Annotated in this window: 14 protein-coding genes and 1 tRNA gene; 3 read left to right on the top strand and 12 right to left on the bottom strand. The window is 39.3% G+C overall.

Features of this window, described 5'->3' with window-relative positions:
- The first annotated feature begins 211 nt into the window (after positions 1 to 211).
- A complete protein-coding gene (locus R2S57_RS26845) occupies positions 212 to 1,372 on the top strand; it encodes an esterase (RefSeq protein ID WP_316848000.1) in 1,161 nt (386 codons plus the stop codon).
- Positions 1,373 to 1,462: 90 nt separating this feature from the next.
- Here the strand turns inward: R2S57_RS26845 and R2S57_RS26840 are convergent, their stop codons facing one another.
- The 5 genes from R2S57_RS26840 to R2S57_RS26820 all read right to left on the bottom strand — a co-directional run bounded on the left by R2S57_RS26840 (position 1,463) and on the right by R2S57_RS26820 (position 5,816).
- The gene (locus tag R2S57_RS26840) at positions 1,463 to 2,554 is read right to left on the bottom strand and encodes an MFS transporter (protein WP_316847999.1); all 1,092 of its coding nucleotides are present in this window, start codon (positions 2,552 to 2,554) and stop codon (positions 1,463 to 1,465) included.
- Between the two features lie 317 nt (positions 2,555 to 2,871).
- Positions 2,872 to 3,267, bottom strand: a complete 396-nt coding sequence (locus R2S57_RS26835; RefSeq protein ID WP_316847998.1) for a hypothetical protein — start codon at positions 3,265 to 3,267, stop codon at positions 2,872 to 2,874.
- 204 nt (positions 3,268 to 3,471) lie between these two features.
- A complete protein-coding gene (locus tag R2S57_RS26830; protein WP_316847997.1) occupies positions 3,472 to 4,128 on the bottom strand; it encodes a hypothetical protein in 657 nt (218 codons plus the stop codon).
- A gap of 716 nt (positions 4,129 to 4,844) precedes the next feature.
- Positions 4,845 to 5,288: a hypothetical protein gene (locus tag R2S57_RS26825; protein WP_316847996.1), complete on the bottom strand. Its 444-nt coding sequence runs from the start codon at positions 5,286 to 5,288 to the stop codon at positions 4,845 to 4,847.
- A 454-nt stretch (positions 5,289 to 5,742) separates the two neighbouring features.
- Positions 5,743 to 5,816: transfer RNA gene (locus tag R2S57_RS26820), tRNA-His, on the bottom strand.
- A gap of 173 nt (positions 5,817 to 5,989) precedes the next feature.
- On the opposite strand from R2S57_RS26820, the gene rnhA reads away from it, so the two are divergent.
- Positions 5,990 to 6,460: a ribonuclease HI gene (gene rnhA, locus R2S57_RS26815; RefSeq protein WP_055910649.1), complete on the top strand. Its 471-nt coding sequence runs from the start codon at positions 5,990 to 5,992 to the stop codon at positions 6,458 to 6,460.
- Here the strand turns inward: rnhA and fbp are convergent.
- The 5 genes from fbp to R2S57_RS26790 all read right to left on the bottom strand — a co-directional run bounded on the left by fbp (position 6,457) and on the right by R2S57_RS26790 (position 11,273).
- Complete coding sequence (gene fbp, locus R2S57_RS26810; protein WP_316847995.1) at positions 6,457 to 7,536, bottom strand: class 1 fructose-bisphosphatase; 1,080 nt, start codon at positions 7,534 to 7,536, stop codon at positions 6,457 to 6,459. The genes rnhA and fbp overlap by 4 nt on opposite strands.
- Positions 7,537 to 7,555: 19 nt before the next feature.
- On the bottom strand, positions 7,556 to 8,047 hold the full coding sequence (locus tag R2S57_RS26805) for a metallophosphoesterase family protein (protein ID WP_316847994.1): 492 nt from the start codon (positions 8,045 to 8,047) through the stop codon (positions 7,556 to 7,558).
- Between the two features lie 244 nt (positions 8,048 to 8,291).
- On the bottom strand, positions 8,292 to 10,103 hold the full coding sequence (locus R2S57_RS26800; protein ID WP_316847993.1) for a serine hydrolase: 1,812 nt from the start codon (positions 10,101 to 10,103) through the stop codon (positions 8,292 to 8,294).
- An 86-nt stretch (positions 10,104 to 10,189) separates the two neighbouring features.
- Positions 10,190 to 10,840 (bottom strand): tRNA1(Val) (adenine(37)-N6)-methyltransferase, encoded by a 651-nt coding sequence (locus tag R2S57_RS26795; RefSeq protein ID WP_316847992.1) that lies wholly within the window; start codon positions 10,838 to 10,840, stop codon positions 10,190 to 10,192.
- A 52-nt stretch (positions 10,841 to 10,892) separates the two neighbouring features.
- Positions 10,893 to 11,273 (bottom strand): VOC family protein, encoded by a 381-nt coding sequence (locus R2S57_RS26790; protein ID WP_316847991.1) that lies wholly within the window; start codon positions 11,271 to 11,273, stop codon positions 10,893 to 10,895.
- Positions 11,274 to 11,621: 348 nt separating this feature from the next.
- Between R2S57_RS26790 and purL the strand changes: the two genes are divergently transcribed.
- Positions 11,622 to 15,365 carry a phosphoribosylformylglycinamidine synthase gene (gene purL, locus R2S57_RS26785; RefSeq protein ID WP_410479116.1) on the top strand — a complete coding sequence of 1,248 codons (3,744 nt, stop codon included), beginning with the start codon at positions 11,622 to 11,624 and terminating at the stop codon, positions 15,363 to 15,365.
- A 783-nt stretch (positions 15,366 to 16,148) separates the two neighbouring features.
- Here the strand turns inward: purL and R2S57_RS26780 are convergent.
- The gene (locus R2S57_RS26780; protein WP_316847989.1) at positions 16,149 to 16,499 is read right to left on the bottom strand and encodes a hypothetical protein; all 351 of its coding nucleotides are present in this window, start codon (positions 16,497 to 16,499) and stop codon (positions 16,149 to 16,151) included.
- A gap of 11 nt (positions 16,500 to 16,510) precedes the next feature.
- Positions 16,511 to 17,356, bottom strand: coding sequence for a TonB family protein (locus R2S57_RS26775; protein ID WP_316847988.1), 846 nt, complete (start codon positions 17,354 to 17,356; stop codon positions 16,511 to 16,513).
- Between the last annotated feature and the right edge of the window lie 58 nt (positions 17,357 to 17,414).

Genomic DNA, 17,414 nt, shown 5'->3' with positions numbered 1-17,414 from the left:
GGTAATTTTCCAGCTGGCCTTTTGTTCTTTTGAAATTGATTTTGAACAGCAAGGTGAGCCAGTCGCCAACAGGTATGCGCCCGATCAACAAATCAACTACTCCCAATTGTTGAACCGAGCGGCTTCATCAAACAAAAAAAATTCATACATTGTCTCCAGTATCAAGGTAAGCATTACCATATTACATCCCTTAACTCAAAACACATTCCAAATGATAAAGAAACTGGTGTTTGCGCTGCTCCTCTTTACTTCCTTAAACGGGCAGGCACAGGAAAATCTGAATTTTAATCGTAATAAAGAAATCGCCTCACCGGAGATCAATGCTGATAAAAGCCTGACCTTTCGGTTAATGGCTCCAAATGTAAAAAAGGTAGAACTGCAGGGCGATCTGCTTGGAAAAAATGATCCCGTTGCCATGACTAAACAGGATGATGGTTTGTGGAGCTACACTACTTCTCCCTTAAAGTCCGAATTGTACAGCTATTCATTCATTGTGGATGGACTGAAGATCAGGGATGCAAATAATGTTTACCAGATCAGGGATGTAGCATCGGTAGTGAATGTTGTTATTGTTCCGGGCGGAAAGGCAGATAACTACCTGGTAAAAGATGTGCCTCATGGAACAGTTAGCAAAAGATGGTATAAATCACCTGGAAATGAAAAAGACAGAAGAATTTCCATCTACACGCCGCCAGGTTATGAGAATGATAAAAAAAAGTATCCGGTATTGTACCTGTTACATGGTATGGGCGGTGATGAAGAAGCATGGCTGGCCCTTGGCAGAACTGCACAGATTTTAGACAACCTGATTGCAGATGGCAAAGTTACACCAATGATTGTGGTTATGCCCAATGGAAACGTAGCACAGGCCGCAGCCCCAGGAGAAGATTCGAAGGGACTGTATAAGCCAGGCATGCAACTGCCCAATACGATGGATGGCAAAATGGAAGAAACGTTCCCGGACATCATTAAATTTATTGAAGGAAACTATAGGGCAAAAGCAGATCCGGCCCACCGGGCTATTGCAGGTTTATCAATGGGTGGCTTCCATTCCCTGCACATCAGCAGGTTTTATCCAAAAACATTTGATTATGTCGGTCTTTTTTCGCCGGCCATCATGCCATTCGCCAAAACGACCTCTCCTGTTTACGAAAATTTTGATGTTACCTTAAAAAACCAGTTCAATAACGGTTTAAAATTATATTGGATTGGCATAGGCAAAACCGATTTCCTTTACAAATCGGTAGCAGATTACAGAAAAAAATTAGATGAAACTGGTGCAAAATACACCTATTCGGAAAGTGAAGGTGGCCATACCTGGTCGAACTGGCGCGACTATCTTGTGCTTTTCACCCCACAATTATTTAAATAAATTATATAAGTTATTCCTTAGCTGTTTTTGTTGTATCCGCGATTATTCGGCACGCCATTCATCACTATTAAAAAACAATGGGCAGCAGCCTTAGTCAGAAGAATGCTGCCTATTTAGCCTGCCTGGCTTAAGAAAAACCAGTGCGACGATTGCAGCTAGCATAGCAAGTACGGCAGCACCTTTCAACACCAGTTGATAACTGTGGATAAAGGATTGCCGGTTGGTTTTGTTGATCTCTATTTGTTTCCGGATGATAAAATTTTTAGGTGCCCTTGCTGCCCCAAATCCGGATGCGCGGCTTTCTATTATTTTATATTCGCTGGGGCTATAGTTCCTGGATTTCAAATCCAGGGTCACGGTATTGGAAAATATGATCAGCGCCAGGGCGCCAAAAATAGCATTTGCAAAAACCGAGGCTATCCTGCTCAAAGAATTATTGATCCCGGAGGCCACTCCCGAAAACTCTTCCTTTACCGATCCCATTACTGTGGCCGTGAGTGGAGAAACCGTAAAAGACATTCCAATGCCTAAAGCCAGAATACCCGGAAAAAATGACACCCAATACGTTTTAGGGCCTTCCGTTTCACCGGCTAGCGACAACAGGAAAAACCCCAATGCACTTAGCATAGGCCCAAAGGTTAAAAACAACCTTGCCCCATATTTATCCGAAAGCCTTCCTGCAAAACCTGAAAGGGCAATCATTAATAAGGTGAACGGGAGAAAAGCCATTCCCGATTGCAATTGGCTGTATCCCTGTGCCTGCACGAGGTTTAGGGATAAAAACAGCATTGCGCCTCCTAATCCCGCGTATAGAAAAAATGTCAAAAGGTTAGTCCCTGCAAATACTTTATCCCGAAATAAACTTAGCGGCATCATGGGGTTGTCTGTTTTCCATTCGACCCGGATAAAAATCAAAAAACATATTATTCCCATGCCGATGCTTCCCGCGACAAAAAACGTCCAGAAACTATGGTCAGGAAGGCTAAGCAGGCCATATGTGATACAGGCGAGAGATAAGGCAGCGATTATCGCCCCGGGAAAATCGATTTTCTTTATGGTTTTATGATCTAGGGTTTCAGCTACCCGAAAGAGCAATATCAGCACCGCAATGAGGCCTAAAGGCACATTTATAAAAAAGATATATCTCCAGAGTGCATATTTCACTAATAGTGACCCCTCCATTTCAGTGCAAAGTGGCCGCCAAATGGATTGCCGAGTAAATACAATATTGTTCCTTTCCCTCTGAACAAATACCAACAACTCCCCCCAACTGCTTGTTGGATTCAGTTTTTTCTAAAATAATTCATCCTTGACTCAAATTAGCCCAAAACCAGACGTTCTGGGTAACCCAAGTTACGAAATCTCAGAAAATGCGATATAAGCAACTCAGAAGGACTGATGGACTAACACCACGCCTTAAATCGTGAGAGCTTCCTACAGGCTCTAATTTCGCTTAAATTCGAAGAAATATTTCTTGAAACTATGATCTAAAAAAGCAGCTAAGACAACCAAAACGGCCACTTTGCTCCGTAATCGAGCGTCAGTTTGAAGCGAAATGCGGCGTCACTTTGAAAACGGAACGACCGGCCATTTTCCCTGAAATACCCATGCTTATCTCTTGAATAATCATAATAGTCGAATTTCAAATACAAATCATCATTACTATTCACTATTAAGTTATAGTCCTCTGTATCTATCGATAAATTGCCAGGTTTAAAAGAGATATTAATACTTGATAATAGTTCGTTTTCCTTTTTGATTAGCAACTTTGGGTTACTTAGGCTAGTAACAATTGTTTCATCAATTACTATAATAAAATCAAAATCACGCTTACCTTGTCCATAGGTACAGACCGTTAAAAAAACAAGAAAAAGCACTAACAAAACATTTTTCATATTATCGATTATTTATTATACGCAAAATGGCATCTCTCTTCAATTCAACCTTCGGATTAGAGTTTCTATCATATATAACCGCACCATTAGGTCTTGACGGAATGTTTAGTGAGCCATTTGGATTTGTTGTTACCCATTCTAGCGCAAGTCTTAGCGCCCCGGCCCAAGCAAAGACCTCAACTTGTGCTTTCTTTAAAATCACAACTACATGCTGATATCAATTTCCCATAACCGCTTTATGCTGCTATAATCATCTGTAACCAATACGATATCATTATCTTTCCATTTGTAATTGAAATAATAAACCGATTCTCCATTAATAGGACTTTCATTAATTAACAAAATTCTTTTTATCTCTTTCTCCTTTTTATCGGCTAGAATCCAAAAAACTTTAAGTTCTTTAAGTCCCCATTCACACAAGAGACCGAATTTATGCTTTTTATTTGGTGAGCTTTTAAATTTGTCCTGAACCAGGAACTCATAGTTTAAATCGGCTTTCTTACAAGAATTGAATGCATCTAAAAGTGGATCCGAGTCCCAGCCCTCTTTATTCGCAATTATCATCATCCCCCGATGAACTATTTCAAGCAACATCTCCTTTTTACCCGGGTCGCTAATACTAAAATATGCTTCGAATGAAAATTCCATATTTATACCTTTGCAATCATTCCAATCAGTATATTTATTCAACTCCCCACCCCAATCATCACTTACCTGTATAAAACACTTTTTTACCTTCCCAACATCATATTTTATTAAAAAGGACCAATAAAGTTCTGAAATGCACCAACTTTGAAGATTAAATATTGATGCGTATTCATGTCGAAATTTCGCCCTTAAATCGATTTGTGATAATGACATTATTTATTGGGTTTTGGTCTAAGTTGATTAATGCCCCCCTGCCTCCGTTTAGCATTGAGAAGTCGTTAACCTTTTGCTGCTCCTTATTCAATCCAACTCACTAGCACAAGTCTTAGCGCACATCGCCTTAACCATAGTCTGATTTCTGGCTAAAATTAGATTTACTAAGTAAAACTTATCCTAGCTATATTCCGAAAAGCACAAATCATCCACCTCTCATTTTTAAAATGTTAGGCATCTAATTTAATATATTTTAGGCACAAGTTCTGCATCACATTGCCTAACCGGCTAAGCCTTGCGCCAGTTAGGATTAGTTCTCCTTTTATACTTGTCAAAATTTCCTAGAAACCCCTCTCAATGGGTAGTCCATTAATTTTACGCGGAAATCGTGGATATTTTTTAAAGAATTACCACTTAGTATTCCAAAGTTTTTAACTTGACTTTTAATGGATGTTTAGTTAAGTGTGAAATCGAATCGACCAATTGTAAAATTCTCTGCTTTTCATAATAACGATTAATATTATATCCAGGTGGAGGCAAGAAGTATAATCCGTCTTTTTGAGAAAAAAGGTCTTTCCCAGATTTTGATACTACTTTTAAATCATTATTAACTAATTTGTATAAATTATAATCTAAACTTTCAAAGTCGATCTTCTTGTATCTAGTCACAAAATTTCCATAGTTAAATGTCTTGTTTAATTCTTTGCTCTTAATTTCTATAAATCCATTTCTTTGGAAAACGGTAGAATAAATTTTATCATTCCCCGTAGACTGTCAATAAGCTTATCAATAGCTGGAAGTTTTTTTTGAATTATGCCTTTTTTTATAAAGAACCATCCCCAGTTATGTACACTACTTATATCTGAAAAAGAAATGTACCGCTTATATATTCTAGCTCCTTCTCTATTTCCTTGCTTAATAGCATAAATGATGGATTTATTTGGGTTTTGCTGCTTCAAGAAACCTAATTGACTCTCAAAATCTCCCAGAGCACCATAAGTTATTATATTGACTATTGCTATATCATTTAATCTTTCAAGGGTATCGATCTTTTGTTCTTTTCTGATATTCTGAAGCTCAAGATAATAAACGCTTTTTTGTTGACAGGCAAAACAGATCAGCACATATCCAACTATTATTATTTTTATTATACCTTTCATCTTCCAAATCTTAGTGACCAATATAAAACCCCCACTAGCGCAAGTCTTAGCGCCAGGCCCAAGCAGAGGCCTCGAATGTGCTTTCGTTAAATCAATATATTAACTTTAAAAAAACTTTAAAGCACAAGTCAGCCGGCCCTCATTGCCTTAACCGGTAAGACTTGCGCTAGTATGCGTTGACTCACATTATTATGTTAAACTCAATGCTAATAACTCCGGGAGAATTAAGAAAAACTTAAACAATATTTTTTAATCAAAAATTAGATGCTGATACTTGGTGAGACCACAATCAAAAATAAATAGCGCTGTGCCCACAATGCGTTTTTGAGGATATCTTCATTATTGGCGTATAGATATCATACCAATTTCTATTAACTTGATTGGTTTGTAACTTATTAAATAATACACTCTAAACAAAAAAAGCAGCTCTTTTCAGAACTGCTTTCAAAACCTGGGTGGCTGATGGGGCTCGAACCCACGACCCTCGGCACCACAAACCAATACTCTAACCAACTGAGCTACAACCACCGTTTTTAGTGTCACAAAAGTACGACTTTTAATATTTCCAGCAAATATTTTTTTCGAAGTTTTTACAACAAATTTTTAATTCCTTAACATTCAATTATTTGAAATCAAAATATTTTCACATACGCAGATAAAACAAGCTATTTTGAACCTAAAAACATAACTTTACAGCGTTTATGATCGAAATTTATACAGACGGAGCAGCTAGCGGAAACCCCGGACCAGGTGGTTGGGGTACAATTTTAAGGGCAGGACAACACTACAAAGAACTGAGTGGTGGCTTTAGAATGACCACAAATAACCGCATGGAGCTATTGGCTGTAATAAAAGGATTAGAAGCATTAAAAAGCCTGAACCAACAGGTAACCGTTTATTCCGATTCGAAATATGTGGTAGATGCCGTAGAAAAGAAATGGGTTTTCGGCTGGGTAACCAAAAATTTTAAAGACAAAAAAAACAAGGATCTCTGGTTGAGGTTCCTGGAATTGTACAAACTACACAAAGTGAAGTTCATCTGGATAAAAGGCCACAACGACCATCCTGAGAATGAGCGTTGCGACCGCTTAGCTGTTTTTGCCTCACAAGACAAGCAAAATTTAGCTATAGATACTTTTTTTGAAGTGGAAAGAAGCAAAGCGCAGCTTTAGTCTAACCCACCGATTACATTTAAATCTTCAAGTTTAGCATTTACACTGGCATCAACAGAAATTGATTTTGCGGTATATAACAACATCATTTCTTCTGCTTTTTCGACCATCTTTTTTGAGCCGATAAAAATCGGAACACGCTGATGCAATTCGGTAGGGTTGATATCGAGTATACGATCAAAGCCTGTACTTGCCTTGCCCCCAGCCTGCTCAATAATAAAAGCCATGGGGTTACATTCGTACAACAACCTTAACTTCCCGTTCGGAGAGCGTGAAGTAGTTGGATAAATATAAATTCCACCCTTAATTAAATTCCGGTGGATATCGCCCACCATCGAACCGATATAACGTGAGGTATACGGGCGCTTCGTGGCCTCATCTTCAACCTGACAATACTTAATATACTTTTTAACCCCATCAGGAAAGTGTACATAATTCCCCTCATTAACCGAATACATATAGCCCGCTTCGGGTATTTTCATCTGCGGGTGCGAAAGACAGAACTCACCAATTGAGGGATCGAGCGTAAAACCATTAACGCCCTTCCCTGTGGTATACACCAACATGGTAGATGAACCATAAATAATATAACCTGCAGCAACCTGTTGCGTGCCTTTTTGCAGTACATCCGCCATACTTGCCCTGCCATCAACCGATTTTCTCCGATAAATAGAAAAGATCGTTCCTACGGCAACATTTACATCGGTATTCGAAGAACCATCTAAAGGATCAATACACACAATATATTTGGCATTTTGAGAAACCGGCGAATCGATATGGATAATTTCATCTTCCTCTTCAGTTGCTACAATACAACATTCGCCACCACTGGTTAAGGCAGCAATAAACTGTTCATCTGCATAAACATCCAGTTTCTTTTGTTCCTCTCCCTGGATATTGGTGGTTCCCATATCGCCAAGAATATCAACCAAACCCGCTTTATTGATTTCGCGGTTTACAATTTTAGCGGCAATGGCAATATCCCTAAGTAATCTCGAAAGTTCACCTTTTGCATAAGGGAAATCTGCTTGTTTTTCTATAATAAATTGTCCTAGTGTTTTAACGCCACAAACCATACTTAGTGTATATTTTACATTATCTACCCGATAACTCTATAACCTCTAAGGTATGAATATTTTCATCAGTTATGCAAAATCTGATCAGGGTCCGCACCTTGTGCCAGCCGTGTTTTCCTGCTGATCCGGGGTTTATATGTAAACATTTTATTTTTTCATCAAACATTACCTTTAAAATATGCGAATGCCCGGTAATGAACAATTTCGGAGGGTTAGTGTATATTTCAGGCTTAACATACGAAGAGTATCGCCCTGGGTATCCGCCAATATGCGTCATCCATACATCCACCCCCTCGCAACTAAATCGATTTTGTTCAGGGAATTCAGATCTGATTGTTGCATCATCTATATTTCCGAATACCCCGCGTAAAGGTTTAAACGCTGCCAGAGGTTCGGCAACATCAGGTCCAAAATCGCCCGCATGCCAAATCTCATCCACACTGTCGAAGTGTTTAAAAACCGCTTCATCCAAAAAACCATGCGTATCAGAAATTAATCCTATTTTTCTCATTTTGTAATTTAATACCCTCCAGTTTTTACACATTTAACTGACCTCAAAATTATTTTTATTGGATTAAAAAATTCAGAAAAAACCTTTTTTCTAAACCTAAATAACAAACAAAGTAAAAGAAATCATCATTTTTAAGTTATAGGATATTATCCTCTACAACTATAAAATTTTAGCTAAATTATCTTTACACCAGCGGCCAAAACACCTAAACATTTGAGTAGTAATATAGATAAGACTGTTTTATTTAATCTTTTCTTACCTGCTTAAATATTCCATTAGGCTGGATAAACGAAACAGCTATAGCCTTTTCTGTCCCTTCTTTCTTTTCAAATTTTAGACTAAATCCCTTCAGATTTTTAAAATTGAAAGTATCGTTTCCTACAGAAATGGTTTCATATTCTGGCTGACCAGGTACCGAAACGAATAAAACCTTACCTTTTAAGTAGACTTTACTCATGCCTTTTTCGCCATAACTACCAACATAACCAGCTAAATTTGCTGCGCTCAATTCGATCGTCTTTGTCTTATATGCAAACACAGCAGGTTTCATTCCCCGTTCGAGCGGAATACTAATTCCCTCTATCTTGCCATCCTGACCGCTGATGAAATTAAAACGCAGGTCACTTTCGGCTGTGTCAATTTTACCGTTTTTATCTATCCCACTAATGCTAAATACATCGTAATGATAATGCCTGAGCAGGAGTTTCTCTTTACCCATCATGGCAAAAAGTGAATCATTTTTAAAGGTTACATTAACTACACCATAAGCAGGATTATCAAACAAACCATCATAATCTTTTAAAGGATGTGAAGGTTTGGTATTTAAAATATGTGCATTTTCAGTGGTTTTCTTCACCGCTTTCTCCCTTTCTTTCGCCGCAGCTTTTTCTTTATTGGTTCGCCCATTCCAATCAATGATTTTCAACCCCAACAACCTGTCGGCAATACTGCTGTATACGATTTCCGGAACACTTGAAGTATTTTGATTGGTTAACACGACAATACCCAAATTATCGGTCGGAAAAAAGGATACGCTAGCCGAAAAACCATTGATATTACCGCCATGCTCTACCATATAATGACCGCGGTAAGAGTTGATCATCCAGCCAAAACCATAAGTAGATAGGTAAATATCATTATCCTTCGCTGGTAAACCCCCATCTCTCACCATTTGAGAGCTCGCGGCTTCTCTGATATAAGAAACAGGCAGAATTTCTTTTCCCTTATAAGTCCCGCCGTTAATCCAAACTTTCAGCCAATGCGTCATATCGTTTACACTGCTATTGATGCTCCCTGCAGGCCCCATTCCGTCGATATTAAAATAATCAATTTTTTCGATACCGCCTTTGCTGTTAATCGTGTAAGGCAACGAAGCTTCGCTATCTTTTTCGAATTCAAAAATGTTGGTATTGGAATGGGTCATCTCCAATGGATCAAAAAACTTTTCTTTAATATTCTGCTCCCAGGTTTTTCCGGTCAGTTTTTCAACAATCATGCCCTGCGCCAAAAACATAAAGTTATTATACTGCCACTTTTCGCGCACGGCGGCCGTCGGCTCCATATAACGCACCCTTTGTATAATGCTATCGCGGTTGGAAGTATTAAATATAAACCACGAAAGATCATAACGCGATAAACCGGTTCGGTGGCACATCATATCACGCACCGTAATCTGGTTGTTCATATTATCGTTATAAAACTTTAATTGCGGTAAATAAGAGGTTGCAATACCATCATATGAAAGCTTTCCTTCTTTTTGCAACAGACCAACAAGACCGGATGTGAAGGCCTTTGTACTCGAGCCGATGGCAAAAAGGGTATTTGGAGTAACCGGTTTTTTGTTTTCTACATCACGATAACCGAAACCCTTACTGTAAATTACCTGATCGCCCTTTACCACAGCTACCGCAAAACCAGCCACCTGCTGATCTTTCAAAATCCTGTTTAATAAAGTATCAATCCCTTTTAAAGGATCTACTGTTTTTTGTTTTTTCGATTGCGCAAGGGCAGATAGTGCCATTAAGCACAATAAGAACACATTTAGGCTACGTTTCATTTTAATTTAGGTGAGATATTTATACGCCCTAAATTACAAATGATAATGAGGATTCTATCAGAAAATGGTTAAATTCAACTATTCCCTTAGTAAGCCAGAAAAAAATCACTGAGCAAAAGCTTATATTCTTGCGTATGCTGCTTTAAAGATTCATAAATATAAAAATCATTTTCCTTCAAAACCGCTTCACCTTTTTTCAAACAGATGATCTGCCTGAAAGTTGGCTTATTTTCATCAGAATGAATATGGATCCGCTCCACAAGTGACAAACCGTAGTGAGAGGCATAACCGATCACCTCATCAGCCTGCTTGATGGGTAAAATGAGCCAGATCATCCCGCCATCAGCCAAAAGAGCATTTGATTTTTCAATCAACATGGCAAAAAAGTCTTCATGCGCATGCCTCGCTATTCCTTTCCTCTCTTCTTCACTCTTTAAGTCATTTACAAAAAAAGGAGGATTGGAAACAATGAGGTCGAATTGCTGAGTATGACTATATTCTTCAATTGAAACATGTTTAACCGTTAACCGCTCACTAAAAACTGAGGATTGAAAATTCCTTCCAGCAGTTTCCGCAGCCTGTTCATCAATTTCTACCGCGTGTATATTTGCATGCGGAAAACGTTGTGCCAACATCAGTGCAATTACACCTGTGCCCGTACCAATATCCAATATTGCCGATGGCGAAGGGTGGGCAACAGTTGCAGCGAGCAACACCCCATCAGTATTAATTTTCATGGCGCAACCGGTCTGGTCGACTTCAAATTGTTTGAACTTAAAAATACTCATCTTAAATTTCGTACAATTCTAAGGGCAAACCATCTGGGTCAGCAAAAAAGGTAAACCTTTTATCGGTAAATTCATCAATACGGATCGGTTCCGTTATTATGCCCTGATGATTCAAACGCGAAATTTCTTTTTCAATATCCTCAACCTCAAAAGCCAAATGCCGTAAACCTTGTGCTTCAGGTCGCGATGGCCTCGCCGGAGGATTTTCAAAAGAAAAAAGCTCAATCTGATACACCCCGTTTACTGCCAGATCTAATTTATAGGATTTCCTTTCGGCACGATAAACTTCCGCCAATACAGTAAAACCCAATTTATTTACATAAAAATCTTTCGATTTTTCGTAATCAGAACAGATAATGGCAATATGATGGATGCGAAGCATAGATAATGATTGAATGACAGATTGATTGATTGATTGAATGAATGAGTGAATGAGTGAGTGAGTGAGTGAGTGAATTACCGATCGTATAAGCAAAGTTGCAAAATATCTAATCAGTAAATGAAAATTATTTTCAGCATTTTCTCATTCAAAACTCAATCATTCAATCAACATCCATTCTCTCATTCAAAAATCAATCATTCAATCATTATATTTTGACATTCCATCATTCAAAAATCACTCATTCAATAATTAAATATTCTCTCATTCAAAACTCAATCATTCAATCATTATATTTTGACATTCAATCATTCAAAATTCTCTCATTCAATAATTAAATATTCTCATTCAATCCCTCCACTACACCAGTTTTTTCATTTAAAAAAGCTATTTTTGCAACTTCAAAAAAAAAGCATGATTCATTTCTTCCTTAGTCAATCGCAGGCGATTTTTGTTCTACAAACAGACAAAGCGCTTTCTACCACTGATATTACTAAACTTGAATGGTTATTTGGCGGCGCCAAAATCTCGCAAGAAACGGCCCTAACCGGCTTTTTCGTTGGACCAAGAGCAGCAATGATTACTCCCTGGAGTACCAACGCCGTTGAGATTACCCAAAACATGGACATGCAGGGGATCATCAGGATCGAAGAATTTAAGCAGGTTGAAGAAAACTTTGCTGATTTTGACCCGATGCTTTCTCAAAAATACAGCAAGCTCGATCAAGAGGTATACACCATTAATATCAAACCTGAGCCGATTTTAGAAATCAACGATATTGCTGCTTATAACAAACAGGAAGGACTCTCTTTAAGTGATGAAGAAGTTGAGTATTTAAATACCTTGGCACAAAAACTGGAAAGACCTTTAACCGATTCTGAAGTTTTTGGTTTCTCTCAGGTGAACTCAGAACACTGCCGCCACAAAATTTTCAATGGCAAATTTGTAATCGATGGAGTAGAACAGCCTACTTCATTATTCAAACTGATCCGCAAAACATCCGAAGAAAACCCTAACGATATTGTTTCGGCCTATAAAGATAACGTGGCTTTTATTAAAGGCCCTAAAGTACAGCAGTTTGCACCTAAACGTGCCGATGAGCCTGATTATTACACCACAAGCGACTTCGAATCGGTCATCTCATTAAAAGCAGAAACCCATAACTTCCCAACCACAGTAGAGCCTTTTAATGGTGCTGCAACGGGCTCAGGAGGCGAAATCAGAGACCGCTTAGCTGGTGGACAAGGTTCATTGCCTTTGGCCGGAACCGCAGTTTATATGACAGCGCTTTCGCGTTTGGAAGATAACCGTCCCTGGGAAAAAGGTGTTGAAGAAAGAGAATGGTTATACCAAACCCCAATGGATATCCTGATCAAAGCATCAAACGGTGCTACAGATTTTGGAAATAAATTCGGACAACCGCTCATTACAGGTTCGGTATTAACCTTCGAGCACGAGCACTTCGACAAGCTCAGTATGACATCGCGCAAGTTAGGCTTCGATAAAGTAATTATGCTTGCAGGCGGTATCGGTTACGGTAAAGCCAGCCAGGCACAAAAACTTAAACCAAAAGAAGGCGATAACATCGTTATTCTTGGTGGAGAGAATTATAGGATCGGAATGGGCGGAGCAGCAGTTTCATCTGCAGATACCGGTCAGCATGGAAGTGGCATCGAATTAAATGCCATTCAGCGTTCAAACCCCGAAATGCAGAAACGTGCAGCCAATGCGGTACGTGGCATGGTAGAAAGCGATCACAATTCGATTATCTCTATCCACGATCACGGAGCAGGTGGCCACTTAAACTGTTTATCAGAACTGGTAGAAGAAACAGGTGGTTTAATCGACTTAGATAAATTACCTGTTGGCGACCCTACCCTTTCGGCCAAAGAAATTATCGGTAACGAATCGCAGGAAAGAATGGGATTGGTAATCGGCAACGAGCATATCGAAACCCTACAAAAAATAGCCGATCGCGAACGTTCACCAATGTATACCGTAGGTAAAGTAACCGGCGATCACCGTTTTACCTTTAAATCTGCAACGACAGGTTTAAAGCCAATGGATTTTGAACTGGCCGCCATGTTTGGCAGTTCACCTAAAATCGTAATGGACGATCAAACCATCGACCGTAAATACGAAGCCGTTGAATACAACAATAATGAATTAAACACCTACTTAGAGCAAGTACTTCAATTGGAAGCAGTTGCATCTAAAGATTGGTTAACCAATAAAGTAGACCGTTGTGTGGGTGGCCGTGTGGCCAAACAACAATGTGCAGGTCCGTTACAATTGCCTTTAAACAATTGTGGCGTAATGGCATTAGATTTCCAGGGTAAGGAAGGTATCGCCACTTCAGTTGGCCATGCACCACTTTCAGCTTTGATCGATCCTGCAGCGGGTAGCCGCAATGCAATTGCCGAATCACTTTCGAATATTGTTTGGGCGCCGTTAAAAGATGGTTTAAAAAGTGTATCACTTTCTGCCAACTGGATGTGGGCCTGTAAAAACGAAGGCGAAGATGCCCGTTTATATGCAGCGGTTAAAGCCTGTTCTGATTTTGCCATCGATTTAGGAATCAATATCCCAACCGGGAAAGATTCGTTATCGATGAAACAGAAATACAAAGATGGTGATGTGATTGCACCAGGTACCGTAATCATTTCTGCAGGAGCAAATTGTGATGATATTACTAAAGTGGTTGAGCCAGTATTGCAGAAAAATGGCGGATCAATTTATTACATCAACCTTTCTAATGATACGTATAAATTAGGTGGTTCGTCTTTCGCACAGATTTTAAATAAAATCGGCACCGAAACACCGGATATTAAAGATGCTGCCCAATTTAAAACCACCTTCAATACACTACAACAATTAATTAAAGCGGATAAAATCCAGGCCGGACACGATATTGGTAGCGGCGGTTTAATCACAACCTTATTGGAAATGTGTTTTGCCGATCGCGATTTAGGCGCAAGTTTAGATTTATCTTCATTAGCAGAAGCAGACAGCATTAAAGTACTGTTTGCAGAGAACATTGGTATTGTATTCCAGGCCGATGCTTCGGTTGAAGAAACTTTCAAACAGGCTGGTGTTGCTTTCCATAAAATCGGTGAGGTAAATACTTCAGCTAAATTGGAAGTTAAAAATGCTACAGATAGCTTCAGTTTCGATATCGACCATTTACGTGATGTTTGGTTCAAAACTTCATACCTGTTAGATAGCAAGCAAACTGGCAACGGATTAGCGAAAGAACGTTATGATAATTATAAAAACCAGGTTTTAAACTATACTTTCCCACCGCAATTTGATGGAAAGAAACCTGTAATTGATACCACCAAGCCGAGGCCAAAAGCAGCCATTATCCGCGAAAAAGGAAGTAACTCCGAACGCGAACTGGCCAATGCGATGTATTTAGCTGGTTTCGATGTGAAAGATGTACACATGACCGATTTAATTACCGGTAGAGAAACTTTAGAAGACATTCAGTTTATCGGTGCCGTGGGTGGTTTCTCTAACTCTGATGTTTTAGGATCAGCTAAAGGTTGGGCAGGTGCATTTTTATACAACGACAAAGCAAGATTGGCTTTAGAGAAATTCTTTGCCCGTCCGGATACCTTATCGGTTGGTGTTTGTAACGGTTGCCAGTTATTTGTAGAGTTGGGCTTAATTAATAAAGACCACGCCGAAAAACCTAAAATGCTGCACAACAAAAGTGGCAAGCACGAAAGTATTTTCACTTCTTTAACCCTACAGGAAAACAATTCGGTCATGTTATCTACTTTGGCCGGAAGCACTTTAGGTGTTTGGGTATCACATGGTGAAGGCAGGTTCTCGTTGCCATATGCAGAAGATCAATATAAAATTGTAGCAAAATATGCATACGAAGGTTATCCGGCCAGTCCGAATGGATCTGATTATAACACCGCAATGTTATGCGACGAAACAGGCCGTCACCTGGTAATGATGCCACACATCGAGCGTTCATTGTTCCAGTGGCACTGGGCAAATTACCCACAAGGCCGTAAAGATGAAGTTTCACCATGGATGGAAGCCTTTGTAAATGCACGCAAGTGGATTGAGAATAAAGGATAGACCTTTGATGGAGGATGTAAAATGGATGATGGAATTAAAGCCATCATCCATTTTTGTTTACAGACCACCGTGCCACTACCAATGGAAATGTGGATTAACAAAAGTATTCTGAATGATTGCTTTATCAGAAAATGAGCGTTCCGCTTTTCATAGCTGCTGTACACCCGCCATCACTTATAGTCCTCGTTCCGTTGCACTACACTGCGGGCTAACCGCTCTGTCGGGTTTATTGAACAAAAGCCTGTTCTTCAACATACGGCCTGTTTCTGCCCTCGCAATAAACCTTTAATAGCGCTACCTGCCTTGCCACCTAAACCCGACCGAAGTGGAAAACCCGCAGCCTGAGGTACGAGGGCGAGGATTTGAAACAAAGGGCGGGACTGCAATTACAAAAAAGTGCTTTTCTCGCTTTCCAAAAAAGCAACAATAAATACTTATCCTTATTAAGGTCAGAACCAAAGCGGTTTTATAAATATATTTCTGTCCTGCCACAGATGAAAATCTCAACAGGGTGACAAACCGCGAGAACCAAAAAAACGGCCCGGGCACCACCCAAACCGTTTCAATTTACCCAACCCTACTTCTCCTAAAAACCTGGAGCGTTAATAGAAAATTCATCTTTTAATTAAAAAAAGGAGGTGTCATCCTGAGCGTAGTCGAAGGATCTTTTTTGATTTCTCATATAATATTAGGTCTTCGGCTACGCTCATACTGACAATGAGTACGTTTAAGCAAATAAAGCCCCTCCATCATCCATTTTCCATCTCCCCTCTGCCATCCTTTCTAAATCCCCTGAATATCACTCCTCACCTCTTTCCGCCAGTCCCTTCCATATTTACGGTCCATAAAAGAAGCCACTACTTTATTATAATCGTTAATAGAAATATTAACCGGCATTACACAGCCAAAACTATAATAAGCAATACCATATTTAGCTTCAAACACTTCCTGTCCCTTAACATATGAAGATACAATGCCCCCACGGATTAAAAATTTAACACTTCCATTCTTCAAGTCGACATTAGCAAGTTTAGTACTGTATACTTTAGCACTATCAATAGTCTTTACAATTTGAGCACTCAAATGAAGCATTGTAAAACAAACAAGGAATAATATTAAAAGGGACTTTTTCATGATGGAATGCTTTAATTAGAAATCTGAAAGTTGATGGCCATATTATACCTCACCCGTACTGGGGTACCTTTATTTTTTCCCGGTTTCCATAACGGTGATTTTTTAATTACTTTAATCGCTTCCTCATCACAACCAAAACCAATCCCCTTAATCACCGATACATCGGTAATCGAACCATCTTTCTCTACCACAAAACTTACATATACTTTACCTGCAGCACCTTCTTCCTGTGCCCTGGATGGATATCTTAAATTACGCTCCATATATTTAGACCAGGCTTTAGCACCACCGGTAAATTCAGGGTACTCATCAGCACCTAAATAAATTTCTTTATCCTCACCAGCACCCGTACCTTCTTTAGCTGTCCCCGTGCCATCGCCACTTCCCTTACCATCAGAAACAGTAGCATTAGGAGCCACAACGCCATCCTGAGTTTTAGGACCGATCACTGCCAGTTTGATATCATCAACTGTTGGTGGCGGCGGAAGCTCTGTTTTATCAACCACCACTACTTGTGATGGAAGCGCTATTGTTTTAAGCTTAACCGGATCAGCTTGTTTGGGCTGAGGTTTTTCTTCCGGTTTGGGCACATCCGGTTTCATCTGATGGATCTGATCGGGTGGGGTAATCACTATTATTCCTTTATCATCATTTACAATTGTTTTTGGAAACAACTTCGCATAAATCAAAGGAGAAAAACACAACAGGATAAATAAACTGCCAGATACGAAAAGTGCCCTTGTCATAATCGACGAAGATTTAGACCTTAATTGATAAGCACCATAGTTTTTGTTGCGGTCTGCAAATACAAGATCGAGCCACTCGGTTTTGTATACGTTAATGAAAGAGTTGAACATAGCTTTTATTTTTATAGCATGATGCAGCCAAATCACCGATTCCATAAAAGCGTTAAAA

The sequence above is a fragment of the Pedobacter psychrodurus genome (assembly GCF_032678585.1).
Lineage (GTDB): Bacteria > Bacteroidota > Bacteroidia > Sphingobacteriales > Sphingobacteriaceae > Pedobacter > Pedobacter psychrodurus_A.
Note: the sequence above shows the minus strand (reverse complement) of the source record. Positions and strands in the feature narration are given on the sequence as shown.

Excerpts from the sequence above, each read along its gene's own strand:
- R2S57_RS26845 (WP_316848000.1), top strand. The coding sequence starts at position 212 with ATGATAAAGAAACTGGTGTTTGCGCTGCTCCTCTTTACTTCCTTAAAC.
- R2S57_RS26780 (WP_316847989.1), bottom strand. The coding sequence starts at position 16,499 with ATGAAAAAGTCCCTTTTAATATTATTCCTTGTTTGTTTTACAATGCTT.
- R2S57_RS26790 (WP_316847991.1), bottom strand. The coding sequence starts at position 11,273 with ATGCTTCGCATCCATCATATTGCCATTATCTGTTCTGATTACGAAAAA.
- R2S57_RS26835 (WP_316847998.1), bottom strand. The coding sequence starts at position 3,267 with ATGAAAAATGTTTTGTTAGTGCTTTTTCTTGTTTTTTTAACGGTCTGT.
- fbp (WP_316847995.1), bottom strand. The coding sequence starts at position 7,536 with ATGGTTTGTGGCGTTAAAACACTAGGACAATTTATTATAGAAAAACAA.
- rnhA (WP_055910649.1), top strand. The coding sequence starts at position 5,990 with ATGATCGAAATTTATACAGACGGAGCAGCTAGCGGAAACCCCGGACCA.
- R2S57_RS26795 (WP_316847992.1), bottom strand. The coding sequence starts at position 10,840 with ATGAAAATTAATACTGATGGGGTGTTGCTCGCTGCAACTGTTGCCCAC.
- R2S57_RS26825 (WP_316847996.1), bottom strand. The coding sequence starts at position 5,288 with ATGAAAGGTATAATAAAAATAATAATAGTTGGATATGTGCTGATCTGT.
- R2S57_RS26775 (WP_316847988.1), bottom strand. The coding sequence starts at position 17,356 with ATGTTCAACTCTTTCATTAACGTATACAAAACCGAGTGGCTCGATCTT.
- R2S57_RS26840 (WP_316847999.1), bottom strand. The coding sequence starts at position 2,554 with ATGGAGGGGTCACTATTAGTGAAATATGCACTCTGGAGATATATCTTT.
- R2S57_RS26800 (WP_316847993.1), bottom strand. The coding sequence starts at position 10,103 with ATGAAACGTAGCCTAAATGTGTTCTTATTGTGCTTAATGGCACTATCT.
- R2S57_RS26805 (WP_316847994.1), bottom strand. The coding sequence starts at position 8,047 with ATGAGAAAAATAGGATTAATTTCTGATACGCATGGTTTTTTGGATGAA.
- R2S57_RS26830 (WP_316847997.1), bottom strand. The coding sequence starts at position 4,128 with ATGTCATTATCACAAATCGATTTAAGGGCGAAATTTCGACATGAATAC.